At 46.7% G+C, this 22,249-nt stretch carries 14 protein-coding genes; 7 read left to right on the top strand and 7 right to left on the bottom strand.

Translation table 11 applies throughout. The features are described from left to right. Positions 1–31 precede the first annotated feature (31 nt). Positions 32–2,101, top strand: a complete 2,070-nt coding sequence (locus tag NG796_RS08890; protein WP_261205562.1) for a prolyl oligopeptidase family serine peptidase — start codon at positions 32–34, stop codon at positions 2,099–2,101. Positions 2,102–2,521: 420 nt separating this feature from the next. On the opposite strand, the gene NG796_RS08885 is transcribed toward NG796_RS08890, so the two are convergent. Beyond that, positions 2,522–4,021 carry a glycosyl hydrolase family 57 gene (locus NG796_RS08885; protein WP_261205552.1) on the bottom strand — a complete coding sequence of 500 codons (1,500 nt, stop codon included), beginning with the start codon at positions 4,019–4,021 and terminating at the stop codon, positions 2,522–2,524. A gap of 88 nt (positions 4,022–4,109) precedes the next feature. On the opposite strand from NG796_RS08885, the gene NG796_RS08880 reads away from it, so the two are divergent. From NG796_RS08880 to NG796_RS08870, 3 genes are all read left to right on the top strand, one after another. Next, positions 4,110–4,997 (top strand): alpha/beta fold hydrolase, encoded by an 888-nt coding sequence (locus tag NG796_RS08880; RefSeq protein WP_261205774.1) that lies wholly within the window; start codon positions 4,110–4,112, stop codon positions 4,995–4,997. A 345-nt stretch (positions 4,998–5,342) separates the two neighbouring features. Beyond that, positions 5,343–7,538: a histidine kinase dimerization/phosphoacceptor domain -containing protein gene (locus tag NG796_RS08875; RefSeq protein WP_261205550.1), complete on the top strand. Its 2,196-nt coding sequence runs from the start codon at positions 5,343–5,345 to the stop codon at positions 7,536–7,538. Between the two features lie 144 nt (positions 7,539–7,682). Next, positions 7,683–8,804: an ATP-binding protein gene (locus NG796_RS08870; RefSeq protein WP_261205549.1), complete on the top strand. Its 1,122-nt coding sequence runs from the start codon at positions 7,683–7,685 to the stop codon at positions 8,802–8,804. A gap of 3 nt (positions 8,805–8,807) precedes the next feature. Here NG796_RS08870 and NG796_RS08865 read toward each other — a convergent pair whose 3' ends face one another. From NG796_RS08865 to pyk, 5 genes are all read right to left on the bottom strand, one after another. Continuing rightward, positions 8,808–9,245: a hypothetical protein gene (locus NG796_RS08865; RefSeq protein ID WP_261205546.1), complete on the bottom strand. Its 438-nt coding sequence runs from the start codon at positions 9,243–9,245 to the stop codon at positions 8,808–8,810. A 37-nt stretch (positions 9,246–9,282) separates the two neighbouring features. Next, positions 9,283–11,058: an ABC transporter ATP-binding protein gene (locus NG796_RS08860; protein WP_261205545.1), complete on the bottom strand. Its 1,776-nt coding sequence runs from the start codon at positions 11,056–11,058 to the stop codon at positions 9,283–9,285. A 203-nt stretch (positions 11,059–11,261) separates the two neighbouring features. After that, positions 11,262–11,954 carry a hypothetical protein gene (locus NG796_RS08855; protein WP_261205544.1) on the bottom strand — a complete coding sequence of 231 codons (693 nt, stop codon included), beginning with the start codon at positions 11,952–11,954 and terminating at the stop codon, positions 11,262–11,264. 535 nt (positions 11,955–12,489) lie between these two features. Beyond that, positions 12,490–13,662 (bottom strand): formate-dependent phosphoribosylglycinamide formyltransferase, encoded by a 1,173-nt coding sequence (gene purT, locus NG796_RS08850; RefSeq protein WP_261205771.1) that lies wholly within the window; start codon positions 13,660–13,662, stop codon positions 12,490–12,492. Positions 13,663–13,848: 186 nt separating this feature from the next. After that, positions 13,849–15,270, bottom strand: coding sequence for a pyruvate kinase (gene pyk / locus NG796_RS08845; protein WP_261205543.1), 1,422 nt, complete (start codon positions 15,268–15,270; stop codon positions 13,849–13,851). Between the two features lie 624 nt (positions 15,271–15,894). Here pyk and NG796_RS08840 point away from each other — a divergent pair. Beyond that, positions 15,895–17,475: an AMP-binding protein gene (locus NG796_RS08840; protein WP_261205542.1), complete on the top strand. Its 1,581-nt coding sequence runs from the start codon at positions 15,895–15,897 to the stop codon at positions 17,473–17,475. A 291-nt stretch (positions 17,476–17,766) separates the two neighbouring features. Further along, positions 17,767–19,422, top strand: coding sequence for a murein biosynthesis integral membrane protein MurJ (gene murJ, locus NG796_RS08835; protein ID WP_261205541.1), 1,656 nt, complete (start codon positions 17,767–17,769; stop codon positions 19,420–19,422). Between the two features lie 172 nt (positions 19,423–19,594). On the opposite strand, the gene NG796_RS08830 is transcribed toward murJ, so the two are convergent. Then, complete coding sequence (locus NG796_RS08830) at positions 19,595–20,110, bottom strand: DUF1648 domain-containing protein (protein WP_261205540.1); 516 nt, start codon at positions 20,108–20,110, stop codon at positions 19,595–19,597. Between the two features lie 625 nt (positions 20,111–20,735). Here NG796_RS08830 and pap point away from each other — a divergent pair. After that, complete coding sequence (pap, locus tag NG796_RS08825; protein ID WP_261205539.1) at positions 20,736–22,226, top strand: polyphosphate:AMP phosphotransferase; 1,491 nt, start codon at positions 20,736–20,738, stop codon at positions 22,224–22,226. The last annotated feature ends 23 nt before the right edge of the window (positions 22,227–22,249 follow it).

Below are 22,249 nucleotides of genomic sequence, written 5' to 3'. Positions count from 1 at the left end.
ACTAGAATACACTCCTTAATTCCCTAAGTGTATGTCCTATTTCGACGGAACCCTCAGCTATCCCCAGACTCGTAAAAGCGATATCGTGGATGACTACCACGGTATCCAGATTTCCGACCCCTATCGTTGGTTGGAAGACCCTGACGCTGAGGAAACCAAAGCTTGGGTAGAAGCGCAAAATACGGTGACCTTTGCTTATCTTAACGAAATTCCTCAACGCGATCGCCTCAAACATCGCTTGACGGAACTTTGGGATTATGAAAAATACGGTATCCCCTTTAAAAAAGGCGATCGGTATTTTTATTTTAAAAACGATGGACTCCAAAATCAAAGTGTTCTCTATGTCCTCAATCACCTTGATGATCAACCTCGGGTCTTACTCGACCCCAACAAGCTCTCTGAAGATGGTACCATCGCCCTAGGGGGGATTGCCATTAGTGAAAATGCTCAATTCATGGCCTATGGCCTCTCTTCCTCCGGTTCGGATTGGCAAGAGTGGAAAGTTCGTGACATTGAAACCGGCGAAGATTTATCCGACCATCTCAAATGGCTTAAATTCTCCGGGGCTTCTTGGACCCACGATCATCAAGGGTTTTTCTATAGTCGCTATGATGAACCCAACACCAAAGGTCAATATGAAGATGTTAACTATTATCAAAAACTCTTCTACCATCGCCTCGGCACTCCCCAATCGGATGATATTTTAATCTATCATCGTCCCGACCAAAAAGAATGGGGATTTAGCGGGGGAGTCAGTGAAGATGGCACCGTTCTCATTATCTCCGTCTGGCGCGGTACCGACCCGAAAAATTTGGTATTTTACAAAGATTTAACCCATCCTGATGCGGAAGTCATCGAATTAATTACCGAATTTGAAGCACAGTATGGGTTCATCGATAAAGAAGGGGATTTGTTTTGGTTTCAAACGGACTTAAATGCCCCCCGGAGTCGGGTGATTTCCCTGAATATTCGTACCCGTGAGGTTCAAGAACTCATTCCCGAAGCACCAGAAACCTTAGAAAGTATTGGCCTTTTAAATAATCAGTTTGTCGCCGATTATCTCAAAGATGCTCGCAGTCAAATTAAACTATTTAACCTCGATGGTTCCTTCATTCGAGAAGTCGAATTACCGGGAATTGGTTCTGCCGGTGGATTTAATGGCAAACGCCACGATACTGAAACCTTTTATAGTTTCACCAGCTTTACCACCCCACCCATGATTTATCGTTACAATATGGTGACGGGGGAGAGTACCCTGTATCGAAAACCCGAGGTAGACTTTAACCCGGATAACTATACAACGGAGCAAATCTTTTACCCCAGTAAAGATGGTACTCAAGTGCCGATGTTCATTATCCATAAACAGGGAATTCAACGGGATGGAAATAATCCCACCTATTTGTATGGATATGGGGGATTTAACATTTCCCTCACCCCGAGTTTTTCCGTTTCCCAAGTCGTCTGGATGGAACTAGGCGGCATCATTGCCATTCCCAATCTGCGCGGTGGGGGAGAATACGGAGAAGATTGGCATCAAGGGGGGACGAAGCTCAATAAACAAAATGTATTTGATGATTTTATTGCCGCTGCGGAGTGGTTAATCGAACATCAGTACACGCGACCCCAGAAACTGGCGATCGCCGGTGGCAGCAATGGCGGATTATTAGTCGGTGCCTGTATGACACAACGTCCGGACCTGTTCGCTGCCGCCCTCCCTGCCGTCGGCGTCATGGATATGTTACGCTTCCACAAGTTTACCATCGGCTGGGCCTGGTGTTCTGATTACGGTTCCCCGGATAATCCCGATGAATTTAAAGCCTTGTATGCTTACTCTCCCTTACATAACCTCAAACCCGGTACTGCCTACCCCGCCACGCTGATTACTACAGCGGACCACGATGATCGCGTTGTTCCCGCACATAGTTTCAAGTTCGCCGCTGCCTTACAAGAAGCACATACCTCCAATGCACCCGTCTTGATTCGCATTGAAACCAAAGCGGGACATGGTGCCGGAAAACCCACGGCAAAAATCATTGAAGAAGCTGCTGATAAATGGGCATTTCTAGTCAGAACCCTAGAGATGGATATCCCCGTTAAGTAGTAACAACTTCAGTCGTTAGGGAACTCCAAAAAATAAAACTTGTAGGGGAGATCCCCCCAACCCCCCTTATTAAGGGGGGCTTTAGTAATGCATTAAGACCTCGTAATGCCGCCTTTTTTTATGGAAATTCCTTACTACAAATATTAGACTTCTTGCATAAATTTCTTGAACCCCCCGTTAAACAAACAAGTATTCCTCTGACTTCCCCCAGCAATTAAACATTCATTCCTCTGGCCTCCCCCGTTAAACAAACAATTATCCCTCTGGCTTCCCCCGTTAAATAAACATTCATTCCTCTGGCTTCCCCCTTCTTAAGGGGGACGGGAGGGGGATCTAAGGGGGACGGGAGGGGGATCAATCCAGAATGAAAGCAGGAGGTTTATTAATCAGGACTGACGTCTTGATGTTGAACTTAGAGGGTTAAAAGTCGTTATTTAACTGCGCGATCGCCCGTTCATAAATGGACCGGGCGAAGTCAGTCCACATTCCTTGTCCCCAGTAGCGGAAACAACTGGTTTGGGTTAACAAATTGTTCAGTAAGGCTTGACGATAACGCGGTTCTTGGGTAAAGTTTTCATCACCCATGAGCGGATCGATTTTTTGATGAAATAGGGCGCTGAGGGAATTCATCGGTCCGACTACATTTTCATAGCCTTGCACCCAATTGAGGTTATTCGTCCAGGAGGAACCATCTACATGAAATTGATGGTCTTCTTGCTTTAACTGCGCGATCGCCTCGGCCATTTTTTCTGGGGTGACATTCTCTGGATCAAGCCGTTGCCAGATTTTATGTTGTTGCACCGCTTGACAAGGAGAATAATCCTCCGGGGAACAGCCTGCGGCTTCAATGAGTTCTAAATATTCCGTCCCATTCAGAGCAACAGTTCCCGATTTTCCCCCATTATTTTGGGCGATTTCATAGGTGGTCCGTTTGAATCCATCGGGAAATTCATTCATCATCACGCCTCCATTTTCCCCGTCCCCAATTTGGGTAACAATCGGGGGAACAGTCACGGAACCAATTTGTTGTTTAGACAGGGTTTTGGCTTCATAATAAGGCTGCATTTGAGCCACTAATTTTGTATCAGACCCTTGGGTTTTAATTAAAGCGGTGATGCTGGTGGTTTCCCCATTGGAATTTCGAGCAATTAGGCGGTGAGGAAGATGTTTGTATCCGAGGCTATGACCCTCTAAGGTTTCCACAGAATGTTCTTGAACCATAATCCAGCGATAGCCACTTTCTTTGAGGGCTTTGATAAACTCAAAAAGGGTATCCGGATGGTTAGGAAGGTGCATTTCTGGAGGAGAAAATCCTTTGACTCGGGCGAGGGCTTCCCAGCCAAAAATTGAAGCAAAATAATGTTGCCATGCTTGAATATGTAGTTTGAGATCCGGCAGGGGAGTGGAGGGAACTACGGCATGACTCCACATGGTTCCTAACCATTCAACATGGAGATAATATTGGGGGTCGCAGGTGATGCGTTTGAGACTATCAATGACATCATGGCGTCCCATTTGTCGCAATCCCCACAATAAATTGCCCGAGTAATCTAACATGACTCGGGGATTACAACCGTTGGCAACGAGTTCAGGGATAAATTCCCCCATGCGACTGTAGCACCAGGAGAAGGGTCCGGCATTGTGATTATCGCCTTCGCCGGTATGTTCAAACATATATTGTAAGTGGCCGATATACTCACCATTGGGTCCGGCAGGGATGGTGGGTTGGTGCATATGCAAGGCGATCGCAAATGCAGCACTAATATCTTCTAATCGGATATTTGTAATAGGCAAAAATACAGGTTCGTTGTGTTGAACCACAGAACGAACTGATTTTTCCCAGCCGCAAATATTGGGTAATCCTTGGGCAAATTCATCTAATTTGGGAAGTTCTGTGGGTGTGGGAGCGAGAGAAACCATAATTTTAATTGCTGCTTTGACGTGCTATTTTTAGTTTACCGTTGATTGAGTGTCTTGCAACTGACACTTTTGGACTCTAGCTAAAATGATGTTTCCGAGTTTTCTGCCTTCTGCTGTTGAGTTTTTGACTGAATCCACTTCGATCGCCCTGGCACAGAGCATTGAATGTCAGGATATCCTGACTTCCTTGAGCGATCGCCCAATTCCCACGAGTTTTGTTCGGGAAGGTCAAGGGGGTTCGCCGATTTTGTTGCTACATGGGTTTGATAGTTCCGTGTTTGAGTTTCGCCGTTTGCTGCCGTTGCTGGCAGGGGAACAGGAAACTTGGGCGATGGATTTATTGGGATTTGGATTTACCCATCGCCTGCCAGAAATCCCGATTACACCCCGGGCAATTAAAACCCATTTATATGAATTTTGGACTCAGTTCATTCAACAGCCGATGATTTTAGTAGGGGTATCGATGGGAGGTGCAGCGGCCCTCGATTTTACCCTATCTTACCCCAATGCGGTGGAAAAATTGGTATTAATTGATAGTGCCGGTTTTGCCAAGGGTCCGGCAATGGGGAAAATGATGTTTCCTCCCTTGGGGTATTTGGCAACCCAATTTTTAAGAAATCCTCGAATTCGCCAACAAATCAGTTTGAAAGCGTATTGCGATCGCGCGTTAGCGTCAGCAGATGCCGCCGCTTGTGCGAGTCTCCATTTACAGATGCCGGGGTGGGATCACGGTACAATTGCTTTTACCAAAAGCGGCGGTTACAACTTTTTAGCGGATAAAATTGAGCAGGTAGAGAAACCGACTCTAATTTTATGGGGAGAAGATGACCAAATTTTGGGAACAGCAGATGCTTACAAATTCTCAGAAGCGATCGCTTCAAGTAAGCTAATCTGGATTCCCAACTGTGGTCACGTTCCTCATTTAGAACAACCCCAGATGACGGCGAAGCACATTCTGGAATGGGGAAGGTCCTGAACTTCTCCCCTGCTGTTCTCCAGTTGTCAAACTTTTTTGGCAACTGGGTCTTTTTCACGACAGAATATAAAGAGATGGCAAACCCTAAAATTAGGGAATGCAGGCAGTGCCCACCCTGACGTAAACTCTCTGGGATTTTTGTCGTGAAAGCCTAGGATTAACGGAATTCCTCCCTTGGGAGTCCAAAAAACCGGCGGGTTCAGGCCAAATCTGGAAAGCGTCAGGGACCAAAACTCGACCCCCGAGATGGTTTGGGGTTCTCGGCTGGAGGTCGTCAGGAAAGCCACTGCCGCTGGAAAATAGCAGTTGTGAAACCTTGAGGGGTTTGAGTTCGGGAAGGAAGGAATGCAAAATTTTAGCCAACAGCCAGAGAACCGGATGACTAACTGGGCCGCCCCCACCCGTCCCCCCTTGGAGGGTAGGGAAAGTCTCCCATCGAATCAAGAAGAACTGCGGCAGGCTTACCAAAGATTAACCTTTCATGTAGAAAATTTTCCCCTAGGGGCGATCGAGTGGGATTGTGAGATCGGAGTAAAGCGGTGGTCGTCCCAAGCCGAAAAAATTCTGGGTTGGAAGGCGGCAGAGGTCATCGGTATTCCTCGGCAACAGTGGCCTTGTAACTATCCGGAAGATGAAGGCTTAGTTGCGGAAGCCGTCACTCGCCTCATTGAGGGAGAAGAATCTCACAATGTGGTTTATCACCGAAACTATACAAAAGACGGGGAAGTAATTTGGTGTGAGTGGCATAATTCCGCGCTGTTAGATGAGGGGGGACATCCGATTTCGATTTTATCTCTGGTACAAGATATCACAGAGCAAAAACAGGCGGAGCAGGAACGGGATCAATTGATTTCTAAGATTGATCGCCAAAATCAAAGCCTAGAAGCGTTGGTACAAGAGCGAACTGCGGAATTAGCCCGGACGGTGGAACGGCTAGAAATTGAAATTGCCCGACGAGAGCAACGCGATCGCCAGTTTTCCGCGATCGCCGCCAACTTGCCTGGGGTGATGTATCGGGCGATCATGCGCACCGATGGACGAATTACAGTGCCCTTTATCAGCGATGGCATTAAAGAACTCACCGGCATCGACCCAATGGATGCAATGGCCGATTTATGGGGATTATTTGGCCGGGTCCATCCCCACGATCGCGAGGGGTTTCGTGAGCGCATTGCCTCCCTCGGGGGGAGACAACAACCCCGGGATCATCAGGAATTTCGCATTATTAGTGCGTCCGGAGAACTGAAGTGGGTGCAAGACAATACCCATTATACTTGGATGGAGAATGGGGATGTCATTGCCGATGGAGTGATGTTGAATATCAGCGATCGCAAACAGGCGGAAGAGGCGATGCGGCAACAGGTGGAACGGGAACGGTTGCTGGGGGCGATCGCCCAACGGATTCGCCAATCTTTGGATTTAACGGCGATTTTGAGCACCACCGTTGAGGAAGTGCAGCAAGTGCTCGGGTGCGATCGCGTCCTCGTCTATCGTGTTTGGGAGGATGGAACCGGCAGTGCGATCGCTGAAGCTGTTAAACCCGGTTGGCTGAAAGTCTTAAATCGAGTTTTCCCCCCAGAAGTGTTTCCCACGGAAAATTATCAACGGTATATCGAAGGACGAATTTGTGCCTTAGTGGATCGGGATGCTGGACAGGTGCTCCCCTGTTTAGTGGAGTTTATGAAAAGCATTGAAGTCCGAGCAAAATTGGTCGTTCCCATCATTGAAAAAAATACTCTGTGGGGATTATTAATTGCTCATCAATGTTCAGGACCCCGGCAGTGGCAAGGCTGGGAAATTGACCTTTTAGCCTCTCTAGCCACTCAACTGACCATCGCTATTCAGCAGTCAGAACTTTATGAACGGCTGCAAGTTGAATTGAGCGATCGCAAAAAAGCCCAATTCCAAATTAAAGCCTCCCTCGAAGAAAAAGAACTCCTCCTCAAAGAAGTGCATCATCGCGTCAAAAATAACTTGCAGGTGATTTCCAGTATCTTCTCCCTGCAAAGTTCTTATATTGAAGAACCGCGAATTTTATCAATTTTACGCGATAGTCAGAACCGCATTGCTTCAATGGCCTTGATTCATGAAAAACTTTACCACTCGGATACCCTCGCTAAAATAGATTTCAATGATTATATTGAAAGTCTGACCAGCAACTTATTTGCCTGCTATAATATTAGCCCGCAAAAAGTTCGCTTAAAACTGCACATTGAAAATGTTTCTCTTAACTTAGATACCGCTATTCCCTGCGGATTATTGCTCAATGAACTGGTGTCAAACTCCCTCAAACACGCTTTTATTGATGAGGGAGCAGGAACCATCTTTATTGAATTGACAGCTCAAGATAATCAGCAATTAAATCTGATGGTGCGCGATACAGGGCGGGGCTTACCTGACGAATTAGACTTCAAAAAAACCACCTCTTTAGGACTGCGCTTAGTCCGTGCGCTGACTCGACAATTACGGGGAACCCTAGATATTAAAAATAGTCACGGAGCTTGCTTTCAAATTACCTTTCCCTCTCCCCAAGGTCTTTAATGCTGTTCCGGGGACCCGCAACTAGGTTTAATTTCCAACCTCTTTGTGCTTTACCCCAGGCGATTTCAGTTTTATAATTGACACAAAACTTGAGGGACAGGAATTCTGTCTCATCGTACCGATTAAAGTTGGGGGAAACCTGTCATGTCACATAAAATTCTGGTTGTAGAAGATGAAGCCATTATTGCCGAAGATATTGCCCTGCGCCTAGAAAAAATGGGATATGAGGTGGTGGATATCGTGGCATCCGGAGAAGAAGCCATTGCCGCTGCGGCAATTCATCAGCCGGATTTAGTGTTGATGGATATCATGCTGCAAGGGCTGATGGATGGCATTATGGCAGCGGATAAAATTCGGGAAACCTTAGAAATTCCGGTGGTTTATTTGACCGCTTATGCCGATGAAAATACTTTAAAACGGGCGAAGGTAACTCAGCCTTTGGGGTACATTCTCAAACCCTTTCGGGAAACTGAACTCTGGGTAACTATCGAAATTGCTCTCTCCCGGCATCAGGCAGAATTGGAGGTCAAAAAAGCAGTTTCTACCGCCGAAAAGAAGCGGGATAATGCCGAAGAAGTGAGCAAAATTAAAGCGCAGTATTTGTCAATGGCAGCTCATGAATTTCGCAATCCCCTGACGACGATTCAATCTTCAGCCGAATTAATTCAGGAGTATGTGGGTAATTGGCCCCCAGAAAAAACCCAAAAACATCTGGAACAAATTGTGACGGCAACGGAAAGCTTGAATCAGTTACTGGAAGATATTTTAAAATTTGGCAAGGCGGATTTTCAAAAAACCAGTTTAAACCCTGCCCCTTTAAATTTGGCCTCGTTTTGTGAGGGGATTGTGGAAACCTTTCAATTGAGTGCTGGAAATGAATATCGCCTAATTTTTACCCAAAAAGGAGAATCTCGGACCGCCTACCTCGACCAAAAATTACTGTGGCATTTGTTCAATAATTTAATTGCCAATGCGATTAAGTATTCTCCGGCAGGAGGGGAGATTTTAATTACCCTATCTTTTGATTTCGATGAGGTAGTTTTTCAAATCTGCGATCGCGGAATTGGCATTGACCCTGAAGAAATCAACACCTTGTTTGTCCCCTTTTCTCGGGCTTCTAATGTGGGAACCATTCCCGGAACCGGGTTAGGATTGGCGATCGCCAAACGGTCCGTGGATTTGCATCAGGGTCAAATTACCGTGGAAAGCCAACTGGGTCAAGGGACGACGTTTACCGTTACCCTTCCCCTCAACCCAGTCCTGTAACGCTTACCCTTTGACCCGTTCTGCCAGACCCTGTTCTAATCGGTCCAATAACGTATCCACATCCGTAGATATCATTTCAAAACATTGGGGAGGGGGTGGATCGGTGACAAATTCTATCACCTTTAGCTGCCCTTGATTAATCCCCACGAGAAGCACCTCAGTTTCTGGATTAAACCCCTCAACAATTCCCACGACTTCTTGTAAGAAACTCCCCACGGTTTCATTGAGTTTAAGCACCGCCTCTTTTGGGCAGTAAATAAAATGGGGTGTGGGTTGTAAGTCGATTCCCATCACGCTGCCATTATGTTGATTTTCTAGCCAGAGGCCCCAGGAAAGAGCGGCTAATTCCTGTTGGTGAGCTTTGGCAAAATCCGCTAATTCATAACGCCATCGGTCCTCGGCTTTCTCTGGCTGAAGGTTCCCCGGTAAAAAACCAGTCATTGCTATTTACTCTTGCGTTGCGATTGGATAAATTGGATTATTTTAAACCCATTTGTACACGCCATAACCCTGCATAAATCCCTCCTCGTTCCAGAAGTTCCTCATGAGTGCCGCGTTCTACCAATTCTCCCCGATCCATGACATAAATGCAATCCGCATTTCGGATGGTAGAGAGACGATGGGCGATCGCAATCGTTGTGCGGTTTTGCGTAATTCGTTCCAACGAACGCCCGATCGCCGCTTCCGTTTCATTATCCACCGCTGATGTCGCTTCATCTAAAATCAAAATCGGCGGATTTTTCAACAGGGCCCGGGCGATCGCCAACCGTTGTCGTTGTCCCCCAGAAAGTTTCTGCCCCCGTTCTCCTACAATGGTGTCATACCCTTGGGGCAGTTCCATAATAAAATCATGAGCTTCTGCTAGTTTTGCTGCTTCAATTGCATCCTCGTAGCTGGCATCAAAACTGCCATAAATGATATTTTCAGCGACAGTTCCATGAAATAAAAACACATCCTGACTCACTAACCCGATCGCCCGTCGCAAATCCTGCAACTGAATATCGCGCAATTCTATCCCATCTAAGGTAATACTTCCGGACTGAATTTCATACAGTCGCAGCAACAGCTTCACCACTGTACTTTTCCCCGAACCTGTCGCGCCCACTAAAGCAATAGTTTTTCCGGCAGGAATCTCTAGGGATAAGTGATTAATCACCGGATTGCGCTCAAAATAAGCAAAGCTAACATCTCGCCATTGAATTTCGCCCCGTACTGTCTGAAACGGTAACGGTTTGTTCCCCGGATGGGTGGCGATCGGGGTATCTAATAAATTCATCACGCGGGCGACAGAAGCCGTTGCCCGTTGATACAAATCTAAAGTCTGACCCAACCGCGTTAACGGCCATAATAACCGCTGAGTTAAAAAGATTAAAACACTGTACGTTCCCACCGCCAGATTCCCTTCTACCGTAGCTAGACCCCCAAATAATAAGGTTGCAGTAAAAGCCACCAGAATAATAATTCTAATTAAGGGAATAAACGCCGCCGATAAAGCAATTGCGCGTCGATTGCTTTGACGATAATTTTCGCTCAATCGTCCAATACGTTTGCTCTCATAAACCTCAGCCGTATAGCTTTTAATCGTGGTAATTCCACTTAAATTATTGCTGAGTTGGCTATTGAGCAAACTGACCTGTTCTCGAACTTCAGCATAGCGCGGGGTGAGCAATTTCTGAAAGGCGATCGAACCCCAAATAATAAAAGGCATCGGTAAGAGTGCCATCCAGGCCACCGACGGCGCTAACACAAAAAAGACAGTGCCAATGATAATCACCGTAGTGACGACCTGGAGAATTTCATTCGCCCCGACATCCAAAAAGCGTTCTAATTGGTTAATATCATCATTTAAGATAGACATAAAACCGCCAGTAGAACGCTCCTCAAAATAGGCCAAATCTAGGTCTTGTAAGTGGCGATAAACATCCAGGCGTAAATCATGTTGTAGGGTTTGGGCCAGATTCCGCCAGAGGCGATCGTAAGCATACTGAAAGACCGATTCCAACACCCAAACAATAAAGGTTAGCCCACTGAGAATCAGCAATTGTCCTAAGACATCAGTCACTCCAAATCGGGCAACGAAAGAGTTTTCTTCATTGACAACCACATCTACTGCCGCCCCAATCAGGGCCGGAGGTGCCAAGTCAAACAATTTATTGAGAATAGAACAGGCGATCGCCTGCCAGATTTGAACGCGATATTGATGTCCATATTCCAGCAGACGCCCCAAGGGATGCCCTGAATGCTTACGGGTCATAGTGCGATTGACTGACACGGAATTTATCAGTATAGGGGTTGAAGGTCTCCCTCTATCATACGCAATCGGCTGGCCTCCCCTGATGACGGAGTGGTTTACCGGGAACGGCTGGGGGTCCGTACAGTATTAGAGATCAGCAGACAAAACACCGGGTTTTTAGGCCCAAGGGGTTGCGCAGGGGTAAAAAACCCGGTTTCTAACCTTTACTGTACCCCGGGACTAATTTGCTGTTGTTGCGGCTGAACTCCGGGACTAATTTGCTGCTGAACTCCGGGATTGACTTGCTGCTGAACCCCAGGATTAACTTGAAAATTCTCAGGATTCGTTTGAACGGGAGTCCCTGGAGAAACCTGCTGCTGAGTGGGAGTCCCTGGAGAAACCTGCTGCTGAGTGGAAGTCCCTGGGGAAACTTGCTGCTGAGTGGGAGTCCCTGGAGAAACCTGCTGCTGAGTGGAAGTCCCTGGAGAAACTTGCTGCTGAGTGGAAGTCCCTGGAGAAACCTGCTGAGGAGTGGGAATACCTTGTGGGGCTTGTCCGGGCAGGGTTTGAATCGGGTTAGAACCCGTCCGAGTTGTCACTGTTGTGCCATTGGGGAGGGTTTGAATAGTCGTACCATCCGGGAGGGTTTGAAGAGTGCTGCCATCGGGGAGGGTTTGGACCTGACCGGGGGTTCCTACCTCGGCCCCTGGGACATTTTCCCCTTGTCCGGGGGCGAGGTTGCCCGGTCTGGCGGTTTGCAAGGGAGGTTCACAGAGATTATTGAGATTCAGGGCTTGGCCGGAAGAATCAATCATAAAACAACCGGGATATTCTTGGGCGATCGCCACTTTGGAAACAGGCAGCATTAACGCCACAACTCCAGATGCTATTAAGCTGGCTTTTAAATTGTTTAACATTTTAAGGGATTCTCCTTGATTTATTTCTAATGGGCTGGCTTAACGGGAATTCATCAATAAAGTCAGAAACAGATGGAAAAAAACTCTAAAATTTTGATGGAAGTATCGTTTAAAATAATGGAGGGGTTTAAATTAAGAACCCCTAAAAATATTTCTTTAAGTCTTCTACCCTTCAATTAATCTGTAGAAAGAATGCTTAGTCCTGGCAAAAGCCAAGACTAAGGCACGCCGATAGTAGGAGGGTTTATTTAGAAACTGTTACTATTATCCAAAAATAAAAGGAAAAACTGGCTCCCTCACTAGAGAGATTTATCCCTCATCCCCCAGACAGAGTTACCAAGAATCTGGCAGTCCAACATTTAAGGTTAAATTTAGCCCCCTGGGCGAGTCATTGATTGAGGGCATCGGTATCGGATTAAAGAAGGAACAGCAAAAACCTGGCTTTTGGCCCAAACTGGGTGTTAAAGGGCAGAAATATTGCCAAAAACCCCAGTTTTTCCTGTTTCTGTACCGATGCCCTAGGCTTTTTCAGGGATTATTTGCCAATTTTGACAGTATTAGCCGCCCGGGTTGCTTTTGCCCTTGCTTCTGCAATGGTTTGACCTTTTGCTAAAGCGACTCCCATGCGGCGGAAAGGACGAGAATCGGGTTTACCAAATAATCTTAAATCAACATCCGGTTCGATGAGGGCATCGGCTACCCCTTGATAAGAAATTGAATCGGAATAGTCTTGGGCTAAAATAACGGCACTGGCAGAAGGACCCAATTGTTCAATTTTAGGAATAGGCAGCCCTAAAATGGCTCTCAGATGAAGCTCAAATTCATTAAGATTTTGGGAGATGAGGGTTACCATGCCGGTATCGTGGGGACGGGGGGAGAGTTCGGAAAAAATCGTCTCATTTTTAGTGATAAAAAACTCGACGCCGAAAATACCTGCACCGCCTAAAGCATCGGTAACTTTTTGAGCGATCGCCTCTGCTTCTTGGATTCGTTCTAGTGAAATATCTGCCGGTTGCCAAGATTCTTGATAGTCGCCTCGTTCCTGACGATGACCGATCGCCGGACAAAACAAGGTGGGACTATCCCACTGGCGGATTGTGAGGAGAGTAATTTCGAGTTCAAACTCAATGAATTCCTCAACAATTAGTTTTTGAGTATCCCCTCGGGAACCGGCGATCGCATAGTTCCAGGATGCCTCTACTTCGCTGCGATCGCGTACCGTTGATTGACCTTTTCCGGAAGAAGACATCACGGGTTTAACCACATTGGGAAATCCGATTTCTTCTGAAGCGGCGATTAATTCCTCTAAGGTGGTAGCATAAGCATATTTAGCAGTTCTAATGCCCAATTCTCGATGGGCGAGTTCCCGAATGCGATCGCGATTCATGGTGTAGTTGGTTGCCTTCGCCGTGGGAATAACCACAATGCCCCGATCTTTCTCAAATTCTAGCAATTTTTCTGTGCGAATGGCTTCAATTTCGGGAATAATAAAATTAGGCTGATGGTGATTGACGATGCGTTCCAAATCGTCCGGATTTAACATAGAAATCACTTCCGAATAATCCGCAACTTGCATTGCGGGAGCATTCGCATAGCGATCAACAGCAATAACTGTATTCCCGAGACGTTGAGCGGCGATCGTAAATTCTTTCCCCAGTTCGCCGGACCCGAGAAGCATTAATTTTTGAGGTAAACGCATTGAATTGATTCCTAATTGACTCGACTGCCAACTATTTTAAACTGTTTATTCTAAAATTCAACAGACAGCAAGCAAGGGTTCCAACCCCTAACTCATGTCTCATTGCCTTAAACCCATAATATAGAGGCGATTCCCTGACTCACTTCTATATTATGGGTTTAGGGGTAAAGACTGGGGAAGTCCTATTTCTTTCCCTTACACTGCATAACTTTCCCCGATACGATGCACTTTAATCAGGTTAGTTACGCCGGTAATGGGGAGGGGTAACCCGGCAATAATTACCACCAGATCGCCTTTCCCGACCAATTTCTGTTCCAAGACTGTTTTTTCTAATAAAACAATCATTTCATCTGTATTAGAAACCTCTTGAAGTTGCAACGATTGCAATCCCCAATATAGCGCAATGCGCCGCTGAATAAACTCATCGGTAGTGACTGCGATCGCCGGAATAGATTGACGATATTTCGACAATAACCGGGCGGTAAATCCATGCTCTGTAAAACAAATTAGTGCCTTTGCATGGAGATTTTCCGCCAGTTGACAGCCTGCATGAACCACCGAATTTCCAATAGAATATGCCTCAATTCCCGTGACATATTGTCGGGAAGTAGTTAATTGAGCCTCAGCAGTTTCCGCAATCAGCGCCATTGTTCTCACCGACTCAATCGGATAATCGCCCACCGCCGTTTCTCCTGACAGCATCAGGGCATCTGCGCCATCATAAATCGCATTGGCAATGTCAGAGACTTCCGCACGAGTCGGGCGCGGATTGTGAATCATAGACTCTAACATTTGAGTTGCGACAATCACAGGTTTTTGATGAACTCGACAGGCTTGTAAAATCGACTTTTGGAGCGTAGGAACCCGCTCTAAGGGAATTTCTACCCCTAGATCTCCCCGGGCTACCATCACGACATCTGCGGTTTCTACAATCTCTTCTAAACAATCCAGGGCTTCATGACGCTCTATTTTAGCAATAACATGAGCGTTTTTATCTTTGCGCCTAATTGCGCCTTTAACTTCTTTGATATCTGAGGCTTCCCGCACGAAAGAGAGGGCAACATAATCAATGTTTTGTTCTAAGCCAAAATTCAAATCTTCAATATCTTTTTGAGTCATGGCTGGAGCAGAAATTGAAGAATGGCGGAGGTTAATTCCTTTGTGACTTTTGACCGGACCGCCATAAATTACCGTTCCGTAAATTTCTTTTTCATAAATTCGATTGGCTTGGATACAAATTAGACCATCATCAATGAGAATTAAGTCTCCTTCTTTAACATCATCAGCTAATCCTTTATAGGTGGAACTAAAACGTTGAGCATTGCCGAGAAGCTCTAGCATGGTAATGATGGTTTGATCCCCAGGATGAAGAATCACCCCAGTTTCCATTTCTCCGACTCGGATTTTCGGACCTTGTAAATCCTGCATAATCGCGATCGGTTTATTTAATTCGGCGGAGACTTCGCGAATGGTGCGGATATTTTGTTCGTGAGTGGCATAGTCACCGTGGGAGAAGTTTAAGCGAGCTACATCCATTCCCGCTAAAACCATTTGTTTAATGGTATTGCGATCGCTACTAGCCGGACCGAGGGTGCAGATAATCTTCGTTTTACGCATGAGATTAAACCGATTAGAGAGGAATGCACGACATTAATTAGCAGTTTAACCGAATTTTTATTATAAGTACGGACATTTATCAGGTATGATCCAAGTAGGTTTTTCCATTCGGAGTTGAATCCAATCAGAACCGGGAACATGAATTAAAAATTTTAATCTCAATGGAGAGGGTTAAATGTGCCGCAGGATACATCTGTTTGGTTGACCACCCGAAACCTGCCCAAATTAAAAAAAATATTTTTTTATCATTAACAATGAAATTAATTATCATAGGTTTAAAATTTTTAATAAAGTTTTCCATTTTATCTTGTTGTTGAGACAAAATCGACAAGATTTATTTCCTTTTCTCCCCTATCCTCCCCATCTTCCCCATCCTCCCCATCTCCCCTATCTCCCTCTCCGGTTAGAGGAACCCGGCTTCCCCTCGTGCTATGTCTGTTAAATTGGGCGTTTATATTTCCCAATCGGTCAATTCATAGGATATATTTCTAAAATAACCTAATCCAAACGGTTTTTATCCCCCTCTTAAATTCCGGCAGCGATGGGGATGCCCATGTAGTTTCCAGCAGCGATGCTGGCTTAAAATGGCAAATCAACACCTGCCTTTATCCCACTCCTTGAGCGATGAATATTGCGGAAATTCTACATAAACAAGTTGAAGAAACCCCAGAGACTCCAGCAATCCTGGAGATGCGGCGCGGTGCAAGAGGCAGGGTGAGTTTTGCGGACTTGGAGTTGAGGGCGAGTCGGGCAGTCACTCTATTACGACAAAAAGGGATACAGATGGGAGATACCATTGTACTCATGCTACCATTGTCAACAGATTTTTACGTGGCGCTGATTGCTATTTTTAGACTTGGGGCGATCGCCTTAATCCTCGAACCCGAAGTCCAATCTGATGAACTTGATCGCGCCTGTACTTTGTGCCGTCCGAAAGCCGTCATTACCACCACTAAAAATCTAATTTGGCGGTTTTTCTCCCGAGCTTTTCGCAAAATTTCGCGTAAATTCACTGTGGGATTTTCTCTGCCTCCCTTCATTTCCTGGCAGCGATCGCAAACCCTAGAACCTGACCCTAAAATTACTGAAATTGAGTCCGAAACTCCAGCAGTCATCGTCTCTACCGTTGGATTATACGAGCAATTAAAATTTATTCCATTGACTCATGAGTATTTGAGTTTACAGCAAAAATCTCTGGGGCAAATCCTCCTCACCCATCCAGCAGAAATAGATATCACTCTCCAACCGCTTTTAGGATTAATTAATATGGGGTTAGGACTGACTAGCCTCTTGCCAAAATTTCAAACCAAACTCCCTTTGGTTCATCAAACTAAACCGATTATTGATGCTATTAATAAATATCAACCGACTCGAATTGCCGCCTCTCCCAGCTTATTAGAGAACCTGATCGAGGCATTGATTAAAAAAAGAGAATTATTAAGTCCGGCGTATAAAATTTTTATTTGGGGAACGCCAGTTTTGCCCAGCCTTTTGAATCAAGTGAATCAAATTGCACCCCAAGCAGAAATTATCGCCATTTATGGAGAAACCGCCGCGATCGCCAGCCTCTCCCGGCGAGAAATTGAAGCTGGTGACGTCAGTCAAATGCAGACCGGAAAAGGCTTACTCGTGGGCAAACCCGCCCCAGATATTCAATTAAGAATTATCCCCAACCAATGGGGCGCACCCATCGCCCCCTATCCAAATCAAGCCGAATTTGAAGCCACCTGCCGCCCCTATTTAGAACCCGGAGAAATTGTGTTGCAAGGCGATCGCTTCATTACCCGAACCTTAAACGAACTCGGGGACGAACCCATGAACTTTCGAGTTGGGGACCAACAATGGTATCGCACTGGCGATGCAGGATACTTAGACTCCCAGGGACGATTGTGGTTACTCGGACCCTGCCAAGATTGCATTCAGGATAAATTCGGCGTGATTTATCCCCTCACTGTAGAATGCGCCGTGGATTACAATCGAGACGTCCAACGAGTGGCCTTTTTTTCCTATCGCTATCAGCGAACTTTAGTGGTAGAAATGGCTGATAAAAGCTCATCCCAACGTAGTTTATCCTCCGTCCTAGAATCCCTACAATGGGCCAATGTAGAAGCATTGCGCGTTGTCGAAAAAATCCCAATGGATAAACGCTACCCCCGCCGAGTCGATCGCGTAGCATTGGAACGAATTCTGGATGAACAGGATTAATGGGTGATGGGGGAGATAGGGGAGATGGGGGAGATGGGGAGGATGGGGGAGATGGGGAGGATGGGGGAGATGGGGGAGATTGACTGAAGTCGTTACCCACCGCTCCCCCATCCGCCCCCTCGCCCCGATCCCCCCCCTCCTCCCGATCTCCCCCATCCTCCCCATCTCCCCCATCCCTCGATTACCGGAACAAGAACCGGCTGAGTTGTAAAACCAGCGAGTACCGAATGGTTGAGAATTGCCCAATTCGGGGTTAAATAATTGAAGCTCTTTCGCGATTTGTGAAGATTTGTGTCTGACCTAAAAAAACCCGCTCGTTCTCTAGCTGGAATTGCCGGACTTGTGGCGATCGCCACTTTGATCAGTAAAGTCTTTGGTTTAGTGCGTCAACAAGCGATCGCCGCTGCATTTGGAGTCGGTCCCGCCTTTGATGCCTATAACTATGCTTATGTGATCCCCGGTTTTTTGCTGATTTTACTCGGGGGCATCAATGGACCCTTCCATAGCGCGATCGTCAGCGTCCTCGCGAAACGGAAACCGGAAGAAGCAGCCCCCCTCGTCGAAACCATCACGACCCTCGTGGGCGGATTGCTGCTGATTGTCACTGGGGTTTTAGTCCTCTTTGCCGAACCTTTAATGGGTTTAGTCGCACCAGGTTTGAACATTTCAGCGGCAGAAGCAGCAGCCCAGGGCCTTTCCAGCCCCGAATTTGAAACCCTGCAACTGACCCATGCGATCGCCATCCAACAATTCCGGATTATGGCCCCCCTCGCCGTCCTTGCCGGATTGATTGGCATTGGATTCGGAGCTCTCAATGCGGCTGACCAATATTGGATTCCCTCCATCAGTCCCCTCTTTTCCAGTGTGGCGCTCATTGGTGCATTAGGCGTCTTCATCCTCCAAGCAGGCAAAGATATTGGCCTTCCTGAATATGCCATGACGGGTGGGATGGTGTTAGCTTGGGGAACCCTTGCCGGGGCAGTTCTCCAATGGCTGGTGCAAGTAGTGACCCAGTGGCGCAGCGGCTTAGGGACCTTGCGTCTGCGGTTTGAGTTTAATCGTCCGGGGGTCAAAGAAGTCATGAAGGTCATGGGACCGGCTACCTTTTCCTCGGGAATGCTCCAAATTAATGTCTATACAGACTTGTTTTTTGCGTCTTACATTCCTCAAGCGGCTGCGGCTTTGGGTTATGCCGGACTGCTAGTCCAGACGCCCTTGGGGATTGTTTCTAATATGCTGTTAGTGCCGCTGTTGCCGGTATTTTCGCGATTAGCTGACCCGAATGATTGGCCGCAACTGAAACAGCGGATTCGTCAGGGTTTGATGCTGACGGGGCTAACAATGTTACCCCTGGGAGCCTTTACGATCGCCTTATCCGTGGCGATCGTGCGAGTCATTTATGAACGCGGGGCCTTTGACCAAGCGGCTTCGGCATTTGTGGCCCCGATGCTGATGGCGTATGGAATCGGGATGTTTGTTTATTTGGGACGAGATGTGCTGGTCCGGGTGTTTTATGCCTTGGGAGATGGGGATACACCGTTTCGGGTCAGTCTCGTGAATATTGTTCTGAATGCGGTCCTGGATTTCTTTATGGTGAGAGCCTTTGGCGCACCGGGTTTAGTCCTAGCAACCGTCGGGGTGAATATTATTTCCATGCTGGCGCTGTTGATTTTACTCGATCGCAAGCTGAATGGATTGCCCTTAGCCGAGTGGAGTAAACCGATCGCCTTGTTAACCGGGGCCAGTGCTGTAGCCGGTGTGGTGAGTTGGGTGATTCTCCAAGGCTGCGATCGCTTCTTTGAAGGGACTGGATTATTGATTTATCTCGTGGAATTGGGTCTATCTAGTTTGGGGGGATTCCTAGTATTTGCGGCGATCGTCACTCAAATCGAATTACCCGAAGTAGATATATTTGTGCAGCGCATCCGTCAACGCTTTGGGCGATAAACCAAAGCCGAAGGCTGGATTCTAATTGCATTAATAGCCCGCTCAAGCGGGCTATTTTCATGGGGAACAATTCCACAGGAGGCATTGGTTTTAATAGATGTCTTGCAAAATTCTCTCAAGCCCCCCTTAATAAGGGGGGTTGGGGGGATCAAATGGGGTTTTTGCACAATGTCTAATAGAGGTTCTGTTCCGCTTGTTGGAAATAAAAGGCGATCGTTCCGCCTAGAAATATCACCCCGGTAAAAATTAAAACAGTCCCGATCGCACTCGCTTGACCCAATCCCACTTGAATCATCTGCCAGTTAATCAAGAAAAATAGCCAGATAATTTGCACCTTCATCCAGCCAAACAGTTCACGCACCAGTCCTAACAGTCGGTCCCCGTGATCCTCGGGGATCGGGAACGGACTGTCTAACAGTTGCGGTAATAACGGGGACAGGGTTAACACGAGGTAAATACAAGTTCCCATGCTGGGTAATAGCCAGAGAATCGGTTTGGAACCCCAATTATTCGGTTGTCCCGTGATGCCAAAATGAATGGGGATAGTTTCGGGAAGATTGCCCCAGGATTGGACAATCGCCAGAAAAGTGCAGAGAATCCCGGCTAAAGCGGCAATTTCTAAAGCCAGTTCCAAGGGCGATCGCACGATTGCTCCTAACAGACTTTCCGTGTTTTTGTTTTTATTCATAAGCATTTTTAAGCCAAGGTGATACCTATTGTTTTCTATCTTAGCGAATTACCTCGGAACCGGCTAACGTCTTCCGGGGTAAATAGGTCACCCCGTTTGCATCCGCTTCCCCTAGACTGACCTTCTGCCAATTCATCACAATCCTACCTGTTTTCAACTTTTTATTTGTACGGAAATCTCCATCTCTACACTTCCGTTTCCTCCGACCCTCTTATGACACTTTAAATTTTTACTTTTTAAAGTAACAAAGTTTACAAAATGCCTAAATTTTTGTATTAAATACAACAAAATTGTGTCATTAAAATAGCCTGTGGCAGCTAGGCCCGTCTAAATCATGAGGAGAATAAAATTGACGGGGTGGGAGCATCTTGCTTCCTAATTCTGCAATGGAGATCACACCCTCCCACTCCTGCATAAAAAATTATCTCATTCATTTAAACAAAGTTATATTATAGGCCAGTTTAAATGAATTGTCCCAGGACTGCAAGACGCACTATAACTGCTTTTATCAAGAGTTCCTAACCTTAAAAAAAGTCAAATCGTACTCAAAGAAGGAAGGAGACAGGTACGATTAGGGCATCGGGTCACAATCCAGCTCACAATCTAACCTCTATAAAACAAGTCCATGTTAGATAACCTTGATCTCAAACTTTCCCTGGATAAAAAGACGTATCATGAACAGATCGAAGCCTTGATGCAGCAGATCCGGCAGCTACAACAAGCCTGTTGGGAAAAAAAACTAACCTCTATCTTTGTCTTAGAAGGTTGGACTGCCGCTGGGAAAGGGTCTCTGGTCAAAAAAATGGTGGGGTATATGGACCCTCGGGGATTTCAAGTTCATCCAATATGGCCCCCCAGCGAAGAAGCACGGCAGTATCATTTTCTGTGGCGGTTTTGGCAGAAACTGCCAGCGCGGGGCAGTATCGGAATTTTTTATCACAGTTGGTACATTCGGATGTTAGAAGATCGGTTATTTGGTCGCCTCACCGATGCGGAAGTACCCACCGTGATTCGACAAATCAATGCTTTTGAGCGGCAGATGGTAGATGATGGGGTGGCGATCGCCAAATTCTGGATTCATATCAGCGAAAAAGAACTGAAACGACGGCTGAAAAAATCCGCAGCAGACCCCCTTACCGCTTGGCGAGTCCGTCCCGAAGACTGGCAACAAGCGAAAAAATACGACACCTACCGCGCTTTAGCGGAAGATATGGTAATTCAAACCAGTACCGGACCCGCACCCTGGACCCTCGTCGAAGGAGACAATCAGCAATGGGCGCGGGTGAAAGTGCTGGCAAAAATGGCAACCACCCTCACTGAAGCCCTTGATCGCCTCCACTATCACCTACCCGTGCCGGTTTTGCCCGCCCAAGAACAACTCCAACCCACCGAACCAGATTTTCTCTCCCAAGTTGATCTGAGTGTGAGCTTAGATAAACAGGACTATAAAAAACAACTCCGCAAAGAACAAGTTGAACTCACAAAACTGCAACTGGCGATTCACGCCCAACAAATCCCCGTCCTCGTCTTATTTGAAGGATGGGACGCCGCTGGTAAAGGGGGAGCAATCAAACGCTTGACGGATGTCCTCGACCCCCGGAGTTATGCCGTGAATGCCTTTGCCGCCCCCACGACGGAAGAATTAGCCCATCATTACCTCTGGCGCTTCTGGCGACGATTACCGCCCCCGGGAACCATTGGCATTTTCGATCGCAGTTGGTATGGTCGAGTTTTAGTCGAACGTATCGAAGGATTCGCCAACGAACCGGAATGGCGCAGAGCCTATCGAGAAATTAATGAATTTGAAGAACAACTTACCAGTTCCGGTTATGCCGTGGTCAAATTCTGGCTACATATTAGCCCGGAAGAACAACTGAAGCGGTTCAACGAACGCAGCAATAATCCGTTTAAGGAACATAAGCTCACCGATGAAGACTGGCGCAATCGGGAGCAGTGGTCCCTTTATAATGTGGCCGTGAATCAGATGATCCAGCGGACGAGTACCCCCTCGGCCCCTTGGACGGTGATCCCGGGGAATGATAAATATTATGCCCGAGTCAAAGTAATCCAAACCGTGATTCAGGCGATCGAGAGTGAAATCAAACGGCGTAAATAATTCAAGCCCCCTTCGGTCCCCTC

This window comes from Laspinema sp. D2d (assembly GCF_025370755.1).
Taxonomy (GTDB): Bacteria; Cyanobacteriota; Cyanobacteriia; order Cyanobacteriales; family Laspinemataceae; genus Laspinema.
The sequence above is the reverse complement of the archived record's forward strand: the minus strand, read 5'-3'. Positions and strand labels throughout refer to the sequence as shown.